At 41.8% G+C, this 16033-nt stretch carries 13 protein-coding genes; 4 read left to right on the top strand and 9 right to left on the bottom strand.

Features of this window, described 5'->3' with window-relative positions; genetic code table 11:
- Positions 1 to 15 precede the first annotated feature (15 nt).
- A complete protein-coding gene (locus V7K79_RS04760) occupies positions 16 to 1587 on the top strand; it encodes a S8 family peptidase (protein ID WP_335045167.1) in 1572 nt (523 codons plus the stop codon).
- A 339-nt stretch (positions 1588 to 1926) separates the two neighbouring features.
- The gene (locus V7K79_RS04755; RefSeq protein ID WP_335045165.1) at positions 1927 to 2100 is read left to right on the top strand and encodes a hypothetical protein; all 174 of its coding nucleotides are present in this window, start codon (positions 1927 to 1929) and stop codon (positions 2098 to 2100) included.
- Positions 2101 to 2352: 252 nt separating this feature from the next.
- On the opposite strand, the gene V7K79_RS04750 is transcribed toward V7K79_RS04755, so the two are convergent.
- The 5 genes from V7K79_RS04750 to V7K79_RS04730 form a co-directional block, all read right to left on the bottom strand.
- A complete protein-coding gene (locus V7K79_RS04750) occupies positions 2353 to 3861 on the bottom strand; it encodes an HlyD family efflux transporter periplasmic adaptor subunit (protein ID WP_335045162.1) in 1509 nt (502 codons plus the stop codon).
- Between the two features lie 56 nt (positions 3862 to 3917).
- Entirely contained in the window at positions 3918 to 4793 is an 876-nt protein-coding gene (locus V7K79_RS04745) for an SDR family oxidoreductase (RefSeq protein ID WP_335045160.1), read from the bottom strand.
- A 320-nt stretch (positions 4794 to 5113) separates the two neighbouring features.
- Positions 5114 to 6211: a fatty acid desaturase family protein gene (locus tag V7K79_RS04740; RefSeq protein WP_335045158.1), complete on the bottom strand. Its 1098-nt coding sequence runs from the start codon at positions 6209 to 6211 to the stop codon at positions 5114 to 5116.
- A 404-nt stretch (positions 6212 to 6615) separates the two neighbouring features.
- A complete protein-coding gene (locus V7K79_RS04735; RefSeq protein WP_335045157.1) occupies positions 6616 to 7518 on the bottom strand; it encodes a S1 RNA-binding domain-containing protein in 903 nt (300 codons plus the stop codon).
- A gap of 128 nt (positions 7519 to 7646) precedes the next feature.
- Positions 7647 to 8387: a dienelactone hydrolase family protein gene (locus V7K79_RS04730; RefSeq protein ID WP_335045156.1), complete on the bottom strand. Its 741-nt coding sequence runs from the start codon at positions 8385 to 8387 to the stop codon at positions 7647 to 7649.
- A 276-nt stretch (positions 8388 to 8663) separates the two neighbouring features.
- Here V7K79_RS04730 and V7K79_RS04725 point away from each other — a divergent pair, with 276 nt between their 5' ends.
- Positions 8664 to 9647: a GntR family transcriptional regulator gene (locus V7K79_RS04725; protein WP_335045154.1), complete on the top strand. Its 984-nt coding sequence runs from the start codon at positions 8664 to 8666 to the stop codon at positions 9645 to 9647.
- A 217-nt stretch (positions 9648 to 9864) separates the two neighbouring features.
- Positions 9865 to 11064 (top strand): FAD-dependent monooxygenase, encoded by a 1200-nt coding sequence (locus tag V7K79_RS04720; RefSeq protein WP_335045225.1) that lies wholly within the window; start codon positions 9865 to 9867, stop codon positions 11062 to 11064.
- A 14-nt stretch (positions 11065 to 11078) separates the two neighbouring features.
- Here V7K79_RS04720 and V7K79_RS04715 read toward each other — a convergent pair whose 3' ends face one another.
- From V7K79_RS04715 to tig, 4 genes are all read right to left on the bottom strand, one after another.
- Complete coding sequence (locus V7K79_RS04715; RefSeq protein ID WP_335045152.1) at positions 11079 to 11996, bottom strand: alpha/beta fold hydrolase; 918 nt, start codon at positions 11994 to 11996, stop codon at positions 11079 to 11081.
- 145 nt (positions 11997 to 12141) lie between these two features.
- Positions 12142 to 13482, bottom strand: coding sequence for an ATP-dependent protease ATP-binding subunit ClpX (gene clpX, locus V7K79_RS04710; RefSeq protein WP_334854361.1), 1341 nt, complete (start codon positions 13480 to 13482; stop codon positions 12142 to 12144).
- Between the two features lie 9 nt (positions 13483 to 13491).
- Positions 13492 to 14190, bottom strand: a complete 699-nt coding sequence (gene clpP, locus V7K79_RS04705) for an ATP-dependent Clp endopeptidase proteolytic subunit ClpP (protein ID WP_104905916.1) — start codon at positions 14188 to 14190, stop codon at positions 13492 to 13494.
- Positions 14191 to 14508: 318 nt separating this feature from the next.
- Positions 14509 to 15954 (bottom strand): trigger factor, encoded by a 1446-nt coding sequence (tig, locus tag V7K79_RS04700; protein WP_335045150.1) that lies wholly within the window; start codon positions 15952 to 15954, stop codon positions 14509 to 14511.
- Between the last annotated feature and the right edge of the window lie 79 nt (positions 15955 to 16033).

Below are 16033 nucleotides of genomic sequence, written 5' to 3'. Positions count from 1 at the left end.
TTTGAGACAAAACTTATGCGCATTGATGATGTTAATAACAATATATTGTCAAATAAACGGCTCAATGTCACTTCAATCTCCTCATTAGATAGCTTTAATACGAAAGATGACTACGGCTTCAACTTCAGTAGACGTAGTAGCTATAAATCAGCCGATGCTAATGATGAATCTGAAAATTTTAGTACTCAAAATTATAACGCCACTAATGGCTATGGCTTGATTAATGGAGCAGCAGCAGTGGCTAGAGCTATTAATCAGAAAACCTTTGCTGATGTTCCCGATCTTGGTGGCAATAATTGGGGAGCAGACCTAGTTAAAGCACCGGAAGTTTGGGCACATGGATACACAGGAAAAGGCGTTGTTGTCGCTGTTGTAGATACTGGAGTTGACTACAACCACGAGGATTTAAAAAATAATATTTGGACTAATAGCAAGGAAATTGCGGGTAACGGTATAGATGATGATGGCAATGGCTATGTTGATGATACTTACGGTTGGAACTTTGCCGATCAAAACAACAACACCCTAGATGACAACGGTCATGGTACTCATGTTTCCGGCACGATCGCAGGAGAAAATAATAACTATGGTGTCACTGGTATTGCCTACGATGCCAAGATTATGCCCGTCAAAGCTTTAGATGAATCTGGCTCTGGTTCCTATAATTCCATATCTAAAGGTATTCGCTACGCTGTGGATAATGGAGCTAATGTGATTAATCTCAGTTTAGGAGGCTCATCTTCCAATCGCACTCTAGAGTCAGCTATTGACTATGCCAGCAGTAAAGGAGTGATTGTTGTCATGGCAGCAGGTAATGATGGTGGCTCATCACCAGAATATCCCGCCCGCTATGCATCCAAGTCGGGAATTGCCGTTGGCGCAGTAGATAAGAATAATAATTTGGCCGACTTCTCTAACCGCTCTGGAACAAATCAAATCGCTTACGTCACAGCTCCAGGAGTCAAGGTTTATTCATCAGTTCCGAATAATCAGTATGCAACTTATAGTGGCACATCTATGGCTGCTCCCCACGTTGCTGGTATTGTTGCTCTGATGCTTAGTGCAAACCCTAACTTGACAGATGCCCAAGTACGTGAGATTGTCACAGAAACCGCAGGAAATAGTACGCAAACTACAGGCTCTAGTTTTAATATTTCTAATGTCAGTTCTTTAGCGAGTCAAGTGATTGCAGACACAGCAGTAAATAAGACGCAAACTACAAACTCTAGTTTTAATAGTTCCAATTTTGGTTCTCGAATCGATCAGGCAATTACAGAAACAGGAAAATCTCTAACACCAGAAACTACCACTAGTTGGAATAATTATGATTTTAGCCCTGCGAGCAGTCAGGCAATGTCTAAAACGGGCTACACCTACGCAGAAACTACAAAATATCTAACATCAACTGAAGATAATTCTGGATTAGCCAATCCAGAATTATGGCCGCAATTCCAAAACTATGAAAATATTCTGGGCAGCATCAATGTGAATAGCAATGAGAATGAGAATAATCCTGATTATGGCAAACAACTAGAGGAAATGCAAAAACAAATAGATCAGTATAGAAAATTCTTCGGTATGACTTGAAAATTATAGCGATTTGCAGTCGAGTTCAATACTCCTCGGTTAAGAAAGAAAATCAACTAACTCGCCGATCAGTCGTGAATGAATGTAGGGGTTTAGCTTGCTAAACCCTTACGTTTTTAGGCGTGGGTTGGGCTATACATAAGTTGAAATGAGGTTTTTGTAATAGAGCGGCGCTGTAAGCATTGCAACTAGTTTTTAATAAATTCCACATTATGGCTGCCAAAATCTAAAGATAATGTTAAGCTTTACAGAACTTCATTAAATTTCAGATGGCAGTGTACAGCTAGTTAATGCTAATCGTCAACCAGGATTTTCCTCTTAATTGGAAACGTAATTAGTATGCTGAAGGATTATGACAATTGGCACCTTGAAACAGATAAAGGCTATCAACAGCAAAAAGCGCTTGAACGATACAGATACCTTAAAACTTTGAAAAAGTCTGAACTGACTTTAGATGACGAAATGTTAATTGAAAATTTTAAAACTGCATTACAATTATGGTTTTTTCCCTGAACAGTAGGAACACTGGAGTGACTTGCTACCATTAATGACTTGGCAACTTTAATTAAAGCCTGATATTGTGACTGACAACCTTCTCCCCTAGCAAAAGTCAAAGGTTAAAATGACCCTAAGACAGGTTTCCCAGGCAATGGATGTGTAGATTGTCAACCCAGTACTGCTGGGTCATTTTATCGTAGGTTAGTCTAAACTCCAGTTGTGAAGATGAAGGAAATAAGAAAGCGATCGCCGAACTCACAGACTTTCCTACCTAACGGAAAATGCCTCATTGAACCGCCGTGTCACAGGCTCAGTGATGAATGTCAAAATTGACTTTTTACGAGTGACAATTTCACCTGTAGCAGCCATCCCTGGTGTAAATTCTACTTCTTGACCCCGGACATTAACTGAGTGTTTATTTAGCTTAATTCTCGTCGGAAAAACTAAACCCAATTCTTTATCAGCAATTGCATTTGGACTGACTTGCATAACTTCGCCATCCACAATGCCAAATTCTTGGAAGGGAAAAGTCGCCATTTTAACTTTTGCCTTCATTCCTTGACGAATAAACCCAATATCGCGGTTGAGAACTTTCACCTCCAGAAGCATTTCTTCCCCTTCCGGCAAAATTGACAGCAATTCTTCACCCGATTGTACTGGCCCTTTGGTGGCTTTGACTTTATAAATTGTACCGGCTACGGGAGCCTCAATCGTTTCTAAAGCTTGTTGCTTCCTCGCCTGTTCTAATTGACCTTGAACTGTTGTCAGTTCTTCTTTTCGCTTATTATATTCCGTCAAAATTTCGCTTTGGCGTTCTGATGCTACACGCTGGGCTTGACTGCGTGCAGCGTTGTAAGCTTGTTCTGCTTGGCGAATTTCCTGGACTTGGGCAGCAATATCTTTTTCTAATGATGTGGCTTTATCTTGAGCTTCTGTGATTCGATTCTGGGCGTTGGTCACTTCATCTTGCGCTTTGGTGATTTCTGTCTTTGCACGAGTTAATCTTTCTTGAGCATCTAGGTAATCGACACGAGGTACAGCGCCAGGAATAATTAGAGTGCGTAGGCTTTTTTCCCTTTCTTGAGCAAGGGCTAAATTACTTTCAATTTTAATTCGGATGCTATCTGCATTGACAAGGTTGGTTTGAGCATTCGCAAAGCTACTTTTGGCATTAACTAAATTGTCTTGCAATCGAGTCAAGCGCACTTTGGCTTGATCGATAAGTGCCACTTGACGATTTGCTTCTGCTTCCGCTGCTGCTTGACGCGCTTGGTAGTCTTGCAGACGGGAGTTTAAAAGTTCATCTTGCAGTTTCGTTCCAGTAGTTTTACCTCCGGTGCGTTCTGCATCCAAACGTTGCAAATCGTCTTGAATCAATCTAGTAGATTTAGCTAGGCGGGAAACATCGGTTATTTGTAAGTCTGGATCTTTTTGAATCAGAACTTGACCTTTAGTAACGCGATCGCCTTCTTGAGCTTTAACAGCGACAATTGACCCTCCACCTAAAGATGTTACCGGTCTTACCTGTGTAGAAGCAATTAATTCCCCTGGTGCTGTTGCGACTTCATCTATTTGCGAAAAGTACGCCCAGGCGATCGCCCCAAAGACGATGGCGCTCATTGTTCCCGCTAATAATCTAGTGTACAGGGGTGGCAATTCCTGTACTGCCTTCCCCAATTCATAAGTAAGTTGTTCGTCCGGTTGGGCGAATCGCTCTTTTGTCTGACGTGCTTGAGCAGCATTTACCATATATTTTTGTCCTTTGTCACTTATCATTAGTCATTTGTCATTTGTCCTTGATTATTCACAAATGACCAATGACTAATGACTATTCAAACTGCTAAATAGCGCCGCAAAAAACTTTCTAATGTCTCTAATTGAAAGTTAAAAATTGCCTCTAAATTGACAATTTCATCTTTTGTGCAGAAAAATTCATTTGCTAGCAATGTACGAAAAGTTCCCAAAGCTTTTTGGGTTTGGGGATTAAATAAACCTAATGCACTCTGTAATCCATCAATGAGAAATAGAGGTGAGTTAATTATTACTGGTTCTTTGGCGAAAATCCGACCAAAAATCCGGGGAATATCTTCTCGTAATAAAATCTCTGGCCCTCCGACGGGTAAAATCTGGTTACGAGCGCCTTCAACCGTCACAGAATCCACTACTATCGTTGCCAAATCATCGGTACTGACAATTGAGGTACGGTTTTTGCGATCGCCAACCAGCAGATACAATCCCGTTTCCCGAAATCGTTCTACCAGTGGTAGCAAGTTAGATGCTAATCCAGCTGGGCGCAAAATAGTGTAATTTAAGCCACTAGCTGCTAAATATCGCTCTACTGCTCGTTTGGCTTTGAAAACGGGAGCATCTTCATAACCGCGATCGGCTCCCAGTACGGAAATGAAGACAAAATGCTCTACACCATTGGCTTTCGCCTGGTCAATGAGTTCAATATTGGCGCGGTAATCTAAAGATAAGGCATCGCTATCGGAACCGTGGGCGCTGATAATATACCGCACACCCTGACTAGCTTTTTGGATATCTTTTTCCTCTAGCAAATCACCAATGAAAATTTCTGCACCCCGGTGTTCTAACTCGCTGTAGCGCGAATTAAGACGGACAAATGCCCGCACAGACTGTTCTCGTTGTCGTAGGAGTCGCACAACTCTGCGGCCAATTCCTCCCGTTGCACCAGTTACCAGAAACATATAAATACCTAAATTGAATAGTTACAGCGTTTATAGTTGTCAAAATGGTCGATATATGCTCAAAATTCATTGAGCAATACTTAAATAGAGATATGAGCATATTTTTATACTTTGTTACCATGCTCAAGATATAGTCATGCCAATAAGTCATACCTTATTTATTTTAATACTTTAAAAATGATCCCCTACATCCTTGTAGATGGAGGGGATAGAGTAATAGGATTAGTTTTACTGGCTCAACAAGTCAATAGCTTGTTCAAGCGACATCTTAGCCTTGTGCAAATTCAGCAGGTTTTGCTGGTCGTATCGGTCAGGATAATTCATTTTCCTGCCCTGTCGCTTGTAGGGCAGGGAACAGACTTTTCTCCTGACCAATCTGTAAAAGTATTTTCATCTTTATAATGCCGGGGAGTTTTCAACAGCAAATACCAAGCTTCTCCAGCATCCAATAAATTAAAGCGTTCAGAATAGTGAGTTTCTAACAAATCCCTAACCAGAACATAATAGTCAGAGTTCATTCCTGGAAAAATATGATGTTCAGTGTGGTGAGAAAAATTTAGATGCAACAGGTCAAATATTTTATAAACTCGGAGAGACATACTATTAATCAGTGGATCGTTAACGCTGGTCATTCGACAAAGTAAATGATTTGTATAAATATAAAAAATTATTCCAGCATAACCAATTGCAATCGGTAAAAAGTAACCAAGTAGAAGTTTTATGGGTTCAAATTTGAGATAGATTATGATACTCAGATGAATCATTATCATCATCAGTAATTCCCCTGCGATCGCCCGACGATCTTTAGCACTGACTGTAAATGCAGCAGGAACATAATCGACGGATTCATTATTGAAAAATAGCACAGATGTCAGATTACGAAAAGTATATACTCCCCAAATTGAAGCAAATCCTACTGTCAACAATATAGGATTGACTTCAGTTGAAGGTACAAATAAGTCCTGAATCCATTTTCCCCAGGTTGCAGACTGTTCATATAGGTAATTACGATCTGGATCGCCTAAATCATTAGTGTGATTATGATGTACTCGGTTATGAACTGCTTTCCACAACGTTGGTGGCATCCACCCAATTGTTAGCGCTAGAAAGCTAATGATATAGATTAACCGGGTATTTTTAATTACGCTACCATGCATCAAATCATGGGTGCTAAATAGTAAGACAACCACGCTATTGCCCATAATGATGCTTAAAGGTAGATAAAGCCATAAAAGGTATGGCGACCAACAATCTAACCGCGCCGCTATCATCCAGCCTAGAATCAAAATTGCCAGATTAATGAACAAGATAATTAACTTACTAGGATCGGCGATAAATGCTTCAGGTGGCATCAGAGAACGTAATTCTTTTGCATATATTTTCTGGTGAATAAGTGTTTGCTCAGTACTAACATTCATAAATAATTGTCAGGTAGATAATTTAACAAAGTACAGTTTTGTGGTAAATTGTAGCGTTTTGAAACTCAGACAATTTAATTCACAATAAGTAGGCTTCTTACCATAACACAAAATATTTTTGCAAAAGGCATATTGCATAGTTTTGCTATTGCCCACACGTTTGCCTCAGAATAAATTCTGCGGCTGATAGCGAAAGTCATCTGAAACTGACTGAAATTATTGTATTACGCACATTTCCAGTCAAAGTCTAGAAAGGAGTTTAGGAAAAATTTTTCCAATTTTTAATCCCCCCACATCTTTGTAGAAGCAGGGGGAGTGTTAACAATTCAAAATTCAAAATTCAAAATTCAAAATTGTTTCAGATGAGAATTTAAACGCTTTGTGCAAGCAGTTCACTTCAATAACTATTCAGATGCTTTGTTATTAGCTCTATTAGCACGCGCCTCAGCCGAAGCCATCACTTCATCGAAATTTTCTAGCACTTCGCCAGGAAAGTTTTCCAAAACTCTAGTAGAAAGAGCAACCCGCCCTTTACCCTCATCCAAGTCAAGAATTACAGCTTTAATTGGCTGACCAACTTGAAATACTTTTTCTAAAGAATCAATAAATTTCTGGCTTACCTGCTTGATATGAAGTAAGGCGCTCATCCCACTTAAATCAACAAATACACCAAAAGGTTTTATACCAGTAACTTTGCCCTCCACCAGTTGACCTAGTTCTAGTAAGCTGAAGTTGCTAGAACGAGTTGCTAAACGCTGAGAAAGGATGAGTTTGTTGGTGTTTTTATTAATTTCCAAAAAGCCTACAGTCAGATTTTGACCTTTGAGTGCTTCTAAATTATCACGCTCTGCCAGGTGCGATCGCGGGATAAATCCCCGCAAAGAAAGAATATCGACGGTAACACCACCTTTATTCACACCCATAACCCGTACTTGCACAGTCTGAGCATTTTCCTGCATTTCGGCCAATCGTTCCCAGATGTGCTGAATTTCTAACTGCTTTCGAGAAAGGGTAACTTGACCTTCTGCATCTTGATCTCGGATAATCAAAAACTGCATTTCCTCTTGCAATGGCAGCACCTCCGACAAATCGGTAACTGCTCTCAAAGAAGCCTCATCGCGCGGCAGAAAAGCTGACGACTTGCCACCAATATCAACATAGGCTCCATCATGGTCAAGTTGGAAAACTTTGCCATGTACAATCTGTCCCTTTTGAAATTGGTAGTCGTGTTTTTCTAGTGCTTTAGCAAAATCGTCCATTGTAAAGGGCGAATTGGCTGTTTGAGAAAGTTTCGATTCGGAATTCATGACTTTTGAAGATTAGTTGTTATTTGATATGGTGCAACTGAAGTTTAGATTGTCATTTGTCATTAATCATTTGTCCTTTGTTATTCACCAATGACCAATGACTAATGACGAACTTGGCTGTGTATGCTTCAGTTTAGTTGACCAAAGAGTTGTTTTACTTGCTCCCAAGCATCAGCCGCAGCTTTAGGATTATAACTGGCGCGATGGTCACAGAAAAATCCGTGATCAGCTCCATCGTAGCGAAACACACGATAAGGAATTTTATATTTTTCTAACTCTGCTTCAATTTCGGCTACTTGTTCAGCTGGAATGCTAGTATCTTCCTTGCCAAAGAAGGCATAGAGAGTACCTGATATATCTTTGGTGCGGGTGACAGTAGGAGCGCCACCTCCGGGCGTGCGGCTGGTAACTCCAGCACCGTAGAAGGAAGCCGTAACTTTAATATCTGGTAAAGTGGCTGCAAGATATGCGACATGACCGCCAAAGCAGAAGCCAATACAGCCAAAACCATCTTTTTTCACTTGAGGCAGATTTTTCAGGTAGTCAATTGCTAGTTGAATATCGCTCAATAACTGTGAGGCTTGAGTTTGCATGGCGTAGCTCCTGCCCGTTTCAATATCTTCGGGTGTGTATCCGGTTTCAAAGCCAGGAGCTTGACGTTGAAAAAGTGCAGGTGCGATCGCTACATATCCAAGTTTAGCAATCCGTTCTGTAACTTCCCGAATGTGAACGTTGACACCAAAAATCTCTTGTAATACCACGACTCCTGGGTAAGATCCAGATTCTTTTGGCTCTGCAAGATAAGCAGACACTTGAATATTATCTTGCAAAAGATTAACTGTTGTGGTAATTATTGCTTGCTCTGTCATAATAATTTTTACCAGTGCTGTGTGATTAGCCGTGTGTTTATTTGATATAACTATGCCAGTATGCCCAGCTTTTTTCTAATTAAATTATCAATTACCAATAGTGAGAGTATTAGAAATTTGTATCAGAAAAACTTTATATGTAAATAAATATATTTGAGATGTAGCAAATGTAGCTGCTCACAAAAGAAGGCTAAGTTAAAAGTATTGAGTATAAAAGCAATACTTAATACTCAATACTCAGCACTCATTAGCACTTAGTATTCAGGAGGTTTGGTGATGATTCAATTCCGTATTCAGCCAGACAGCGAAATTCCCGCATCAACCCAGCTGTTTAATCAAATCCGATTTGCGATCGCTTCTCGGCAATATCCCCCTGCTTACAAATTGCCAAGCACAAGAGCGCTGGCAATGCAAACGGGTTTACATCGTAATACCATAAGTAAGGTTTACCGTCAACTAGAGGAAGACGGATTTGTTGAAAGTATGGCTGGTTCGGGTATTTATGTTCGTGCCCAAGGTCATGAAGGCGGTAGCAGGCTGCAATCACCAATTCTCAAACAAAATCCTCATGCCTATCAAGTTGTCCAGCAAGCACTTGACGAGTTGCTTTCCCAAGGATGTTCGCTAAATCAAGCTAGAGAGCTATTTTTAGCGGAAATTGACTGGCGCTTGCGTTGTAGTGCGCGGGTACTAGTTGCAGTTCCATCTTATGATATGGGTGCTGGTGAATTGATGGTGTATGAATTAGAGCGATCGCTAAAAATCCCAGTCCAGTTGGTAGCAATGGAAGAATTAACAGCTGTATTAGATAAAACTACCTCTGCGACAGTAGTCACAAGTCGATATTTTATCAGTAATGTAGAAGCGATCGCAGCTCCAAAAGCTGCACGGGTAATTCCTCTCGATATCTACGACTACAGCAAAGAACTCAGCATATTGAAAACTTTACCAAAAGAAAACTGTGTTGGGATAGTTAGCCTTAGTTCCGGGATTGCACGAGCCGCAGAAGTCATCCTCCACGGTTTGCGAGGTGATGAACTACTGGTGATGACTTCGCAACCAAAAGATGCCTATAAACTTCAGGCTATGGTTAAGCGGGCTGAGGTGATCATAAGCGATCAAGCCAGTTATGCGGCAGTGCAAGCAGCTGTGCAAGCATCTGATGAAGATATTATTCGTCCACCAAAGCTGATTAAAGTTGAAAATTATATCGGCGCTAACTCAATTAACTTGCTAAAACGAGAACTGGGTTTAAGTTAATCTCAAGATGCAGCAGTTTTCTTTTGCATGAGGTACAAAGTCACTGGTTTTGAGGCAGGAGGCAGGAGGCAGATCGCTTTTAGCGTCTCCCCTTGGGAGAAGGCAGGAGGAAGAAGAATAATTTGATTTGTGAATCCTTGGTTATGTACCTCATTTAGTTGCAAACTGCTGTAATTTTACTAATATCTTTGGGAGCAACTGATACAGGAGGGATGGGATAGTGCAGATTGTGATTGTGGGTGCAGGCCCAACAGGTGTAACACTTGCCCTGCTCCTTGTAAAACGTGGTATTGCTGTAACGTTAATTGAAGCAGCAAAAGACTTTCATCGTGTATTTCGCGGTGAAGGATTAATGCCCAGTGGGTTAGAAGCTTTAGAGGAAATGGGTGTATCGGCGTTGTTGGAGGATATTCCCCATCGACAACTCGACGCGTGGGAATTCATTATCGGGGAGAAGCAGTTGTTTCGAGTTGATGAACCAATGGGGGCAACCCAACCCTGTACACTGGTTTCACAACCACCACTACTTAAAGCACTGATTTCGTCAGCTCAAACCAATGATGGGTTTGAATTTATCCAGGGTGTTCCTGTCAAAGATTTACTATGGAGTAATCAACGTGTCGCAGGTGTAGTACTGAGCGATGGGAGAGAATTTGCTGCTGATTTGGTGATTGGGGCAGATGGTCGAAATTCCCTGGTGCGACAATGTGTAGGATTGGAATTGGTACGCCAGCCGAAAAATATTGATATTCTTTGGTTTAAACTTGCCGCCAGTTCTGAGTTTGCAGAGAATAATGTGTTTCGTACTATTTTAAATGGCGATCGCGCATTTACTATCTTTCACGGAGCAGAGTCAGGAAAATTGCATCTGGCTTGGATAATGTCCGCAACCGAAAACACTGATTGGAAACAAGCCAATTGGGCAGAAATTTTTGCCTCACTATCACCTTCATGGCTAGCAGAGTATTTCCGTAATCATGCAGACACCATCGAATCCCCCATTCGGCTTTCTGTTGTGGTCGGTTATTGTCCCCAATGGCACGCACCAGGAGTACTACTTCTGGGTGACGCTGCACACCCAATGTCTCCTGTCCGCGCTCAAGGAATTAATCTCGCATTCCGTGATGTGATTGTCGCCGCTAATCATCTTGTGCCATTGTTCCATAAAGAAGGTGGACACCAGGATCTTGATATGGCATTATCGCATATCCAAGCAGAACGGGAGCCAGAAATAATCCGCGCCCAGCAACTCCAGTTAGAAGAAGCTAAACAAGGTGAACTACTGCGAAAAAATGCACTGCTGCGATCGCTGTTGATTCAACTTGCTCCTTTACTCCGTAAAACAATTAAAAAGTCTTGGTTAAAGCGACAATATAAAATGCGTCAAGGTATCACACAGGTACACTTAACTGTTTAAAAAATCGCCATTAGTTATCCCACTTGTGGTTTTGGCGTGTTATGCAAAAACTCTTGTACCCGTTGCAGATAAGTTGGTACATCTTCCAACATTGGGAAATGCGCTGTGTTGGGAATCATCACAAATTCCACTTTGTCACTTAGTGCAGCTGCTTGACGCCCCATCTCAGCTGGAATAATCTTGTCATATTCCCCTGCTACAAGTAGAGTTGGCACTGTCAGCTTGGCAAACTCAAGGGGCATCACTTCAGATTGAGCCTTACTGACTGAAGTAAAAATTGTCCCTATCGCTGCATCGTAATCTGCTTCGAGAAAATCTTCTAAAAAAGCTTGCCGTTCAGAATGTGGTATGGAACTATATAAAAATCTCGCCATAAACATCCGGTCAACAAATGGAATTTTGCTTAACCATTTGGGACGGAATTTCACTACATAGCCACCAAATTTATGAAAAGCACTAAAGGATTTTTCATCGTACTCAAAAATACCGCTACAAGTTAAAATTCCTCGTTCCACTCGTTCGGGATAGCGGTTAAAAAATAAAGTAGCAACAGAAGCGCCCATCGAATGAGCATTGATATAGACACGCTGAAGGTGCAACCCATCTAAGAAAGCTGCCAAATCATCAGCGTATTCCTCTAATTCATAGGTTAGCTCTGTGATTGCCTCTGATTCTTCCTGTGGGGACTCAGATTCAGCAACAGCTTCACTGGCTTGAGCAATAGTTGGCTTTCCACGAGAACGGCCAAATCCCCGCAAATCGTAGAGTAAACAATCAAATTGCTCTGATAAAGCATTAGCAGTATTTTGCCAATATCTAGCTGAACCAGCCCAACCGTGGATAAAAACCATCACTGGTTTTACCAAAGAACCGGATGGTTTTTTCACCCATTCGTAGTAATGCTCAACGCCACGAACATTAATATAAGGCATTAGTCATTTGTCCTCTCTTACAAAGTTCTTATCGGAGGAAACCTCCGCTCAGACTTTGCGCTTTATCAGTTGTCATTAGTCCCTGGTACATGGTTATTATTCCTTATTTTTTGACCAATAACTAATGACCAATAACTAATGACTATTAAGCTGATTCTGGCTTCGGTAGTGAAGACGGATGTATTATCAGTTCGGCAGTCGATCGCTTCTCGACCATCTCCTTTGTAACTGTACAGCGTGTCACATCCTTACGGGATGGTAACTCATACATTACATCCAGCATTAATTCTTCAACAATACCACGTAATGCTCTTGCTCCAGTTTTACGGCGGTAAGCTTCTTGAGCGATCGCTCGTAAAGCATCTGCTTTAAAATCTAATTGGACATTATCCATCTTCAGCAGCTTTTGGTACTGCTTCACCAAGGCGCTGCGTGGTTGAGTGAGAATCGCCATCAGCGCTTCTTCATCTAGCGGATCTACTACTGCTACCATTGGCATCCGCCCAATAAATTCTGGAATCAGGCCAAATTTTACCAAATCATCCGGTTCTAGATGGCGAAGAGTGTCTGCTGCTCGTTTCTCCTTCGATTGCCCTTCTCCCGGTTGCACAAAGCCGATTGCTTTTTTGCCAACTCTCTGATCTACAATTTTTTCTAAGCCTACGAAAGCACCACCACAGACGAATAAAATATTACTTGTATCAATCTGGATGCAGTCTTGATAAGGATGCTTGCGCCCTCCTTGGGGTGGTACATTGGCGATCGTTCCTTCCAACATTTTCAGCAAGGCTTGCTGTACACCTTCGCCAGAAACATCGCGGGTAATTGACGTGTTCTCGCTCTTACGAGCAATTTTGTCAATTTCGTCAATGTAAATAATTCCCCGTTGCGCTTCCTCTATATCCAAATCTGCCACCTGTAACAGTCGCAGCAAGATATTTTCTACATCTTCTCCCACATACCCTGCTTCTGTCAGCGTCGTCGCATCGGCGACAGCAAAGGGTACATCCAAGATTTTCGCTAAAGTTTGCGCTAAGAGAGTTTTGCCGCAACCAGTCGGGCCGATTAACAAAATGTTAGACTTTTGCAGTTCTATGGCATCATCCGCCCCTGGTTTGCCACTGGCTTTAGACTGAATGACTGCCAATCGCTTGTAGTGATTGTAAACAGCTACTGACAGAACTTTCTTCGCTTCGTCTTGACCAATAACGTGTTCGTCTAAATACTTTTTAATTTCTCTTGGCTTGGGTATTTGATTAAACGAAATACTAGCAGAGTGGGTACGCCGTTTTTCAGGTGGCTCTGCTCTTGGTGCTGGTTGTGCTGCCGCACCATTAGTATCGAGTAACTCCTCGTCTAGTATTTCATTACACAAGTCAACGCATTCATCGCAGATGTAGACTCCCGGCCCTGCGATTAATTTACGCACCTGCTCTTGGGACTTGCCACAAAATGAACATTTTAAATGGGAGTCGTACTTAGACATACCAGCCTCTTATTTCAGAATGGTGACGTTTTCCCCTGCTACGGGAAGATTTTGCCTGGAAATGACCTGATCAATCAAACCGTAGTTTTTTGCCTCTTCTGCCGACATAAAAAAGTCGCGCTCAGTATCTGCTTCAATTCTTTCTAAGGGTTGACCAGTATGGTGAGCCATTAACTGATTCAACTTAGCCTTGACGTAAAGAATTTCTCTGGCTTGAATTTCAATGTCAATGGCTTGACCTTGAGCGCCACCAAGTGGTTGGTGAATCATAATTCGGGAGTCGGGCAGAGACATTCGCTTACCGGCAGCTCCTGCTGTCAACAAAAATGCCCCCATGCTTGCGGCCAATCCAAAACAGATGGTAACAACATCAGGGCGAATTTGCTGTATTGTATCATAGATTGCCATCCCTGCGTAGACGGAGCCGCCAGGAGAATTAACATACAGTTGGATGTCTTTTTCTGAGTCTTCAGCGTCTAGGAATAACAACTGAGCCACAATTGAGTTGGCTACGGCGTCGTCTATTGGCGTTCCTAAAAAGATAATCCGCTCTCGCAGCAGGCGGGAGTAGATGTCGAAAGCTCTTTCTCCCATGCCAGATTGCTCTATCACCATCGGTACGATGTTGCTAGGGCTGCTTAACTGGGAGTTAATGTTTATTCGACTTAAGTTGCTGATTGGGGAATTTCCCGACTGCGATTCAAGCATACAAGCTTTCTTTGACAATTATTTAGGACAAATCTTTCAGCAGCAGATGCTGCCTTTTCAACGAATGGAATTTTTATAAGCTACGTGTTAACCATTATGCCTCATATAATTTCCTCTCGTGTAACACACTATCAAGCTCAAGTGATAACAGGTGTCACTATTTGCCGAAAATTCATTAATTCTTTAATTCTTTTGACTTCATTCCTGAGTTATGGGGCATTGGTTATTTCTCCTTGTACTTTCTCGTCTCCCTTAGCTTACCCATTTCACCAGTACTTTAACTCAGAACTGGTGAATTAATGGCTGTGGGATTTTTTATTATCCTTCTGTAACTTCTGTAGAAGTTTCGCTGTTTGCTTCCTCTGTCTGAGGTGCATCAGCATCAGCATCAGCATCTGATTCTGCGTCTTCTGTTTCCTCCGCAGGAGTCAAAGAACCTTCGGGTACAAGTTCAACTGATGAGTGTTCTAAGAGCCAATCGATGATTTTTTCGGTTAACAGTTCGTTTTCCACGATTGAGCGCAGTTTATCTTCATCAACGTCTTGTTCTTCTCGGTATTGCTCCAAAAGTTCTGTGACTCTGGCTGCGATTTCTTCTGGTGTTACCTCGATAGATTCGCGTTTTCCGATTTCTCGCAAGGATAAGGAGCGTTTGATGCGTTCAATTGCTTCAGTACGCGATCGCTCCCGCAATTGCCCAATAATATCTTGGGTAAACAGCTTTCTCACATCCAATCCCTGCTGAGACAGCCGGATAGCTGTTTGCGTTAGCATTGCATCCACTTCTTGCTCAATCAATGTTGCTGGTAAGTCAACTTCTACGTGCTTGAGCAGTTCTGTTAACAAGGCTTCCTGTTTATTGGTTTTTGTTTTGTCGTCCGCCTCTTTTTGATATTGCTCTACCAAAGAAGCACGAAACTCTTCTAAAGTTTCAAAATCGCTGATTTCCTGGGCTAAATCATCATTTATTTCTGGTAGTTCCTTTTCCTTCAGGTCTTTGAGTGTCACGGTGAAAGTTGCCGCTTTTCCAGCTAAATCTTCATTAGCATAAGGATCTGGGAACTGTGCCGCAATTTCTTTGGTTTCTTCCGGATTCATCCCTACTATTCCCAAAATAAAGCCTGGAATAAATTTATCTTCTTGCAACTCGACTTGAAAATCAGTTGCTTCAGCTCCGGGAATCGGTTCTAGTTCCACTGTTTCGTCTTCGCCCTCAACTCTGGCGAATGAACCTTTAAAATCGACTACGGCAATATCACCGATTTGGGCTGCACGTCCTTCCACAGGAATCAATGTCGCCAATTCTTGACGTTCTTTATCTAGCGTGTTCTCCACTCGCTCTGGGTCAAACTTGACTTCTTCGGCCTTCGCTTGCAAATCAGTGTACTGCACGAGATTCACTTCTGGTTCTACATCGACAGCAGCCGAAATTGTCAGGGGTTTTCCAGGTTCATAATTATTAATCAAATCCTCAAAAGAGGAGCGCAATTGCGGCTGACCGATTGCTGGGATGGCTTCTTGTTTGACTGCTTGTTCAATGCCATCTTGAATTAGTTCTTCCAGCGCCGCTGCTTTGATTCGAGTTGTACCCAGCCGTTGTAGTAATATCGGCCGAGGCACCTTGCCTTTACGAAACCCAGGAATATTGGCAGTACTCGCTAAGTTTTTAATGACCTGTTCGTAAGTTTGCTTGGTAATTTCTGGCGTAATCTCTATTTCCAGGCCAATTTGGCTGGCGGGAAGTTTTTCCTGGGTAACTTTCATGCTTAGTCTCTAGTTTTCTGGTATTTTATACTCCGAGTACACACAAAACGCAATAAAATAATTGTTTGCGTTTATGGCT

It is taken from the genome of Nostoc sp. (assembly GCF_036917575.1).
GTDB lineage: Bacteria > Cyanobacteriota > Cyanobacteriia > Cyanobacteriales > Nostocaceae > Nostoc.
Note: the sequence above shows the minus strand (reverse complement) of the source record. Positions and strands in the feature narration are given on the sequence as shown.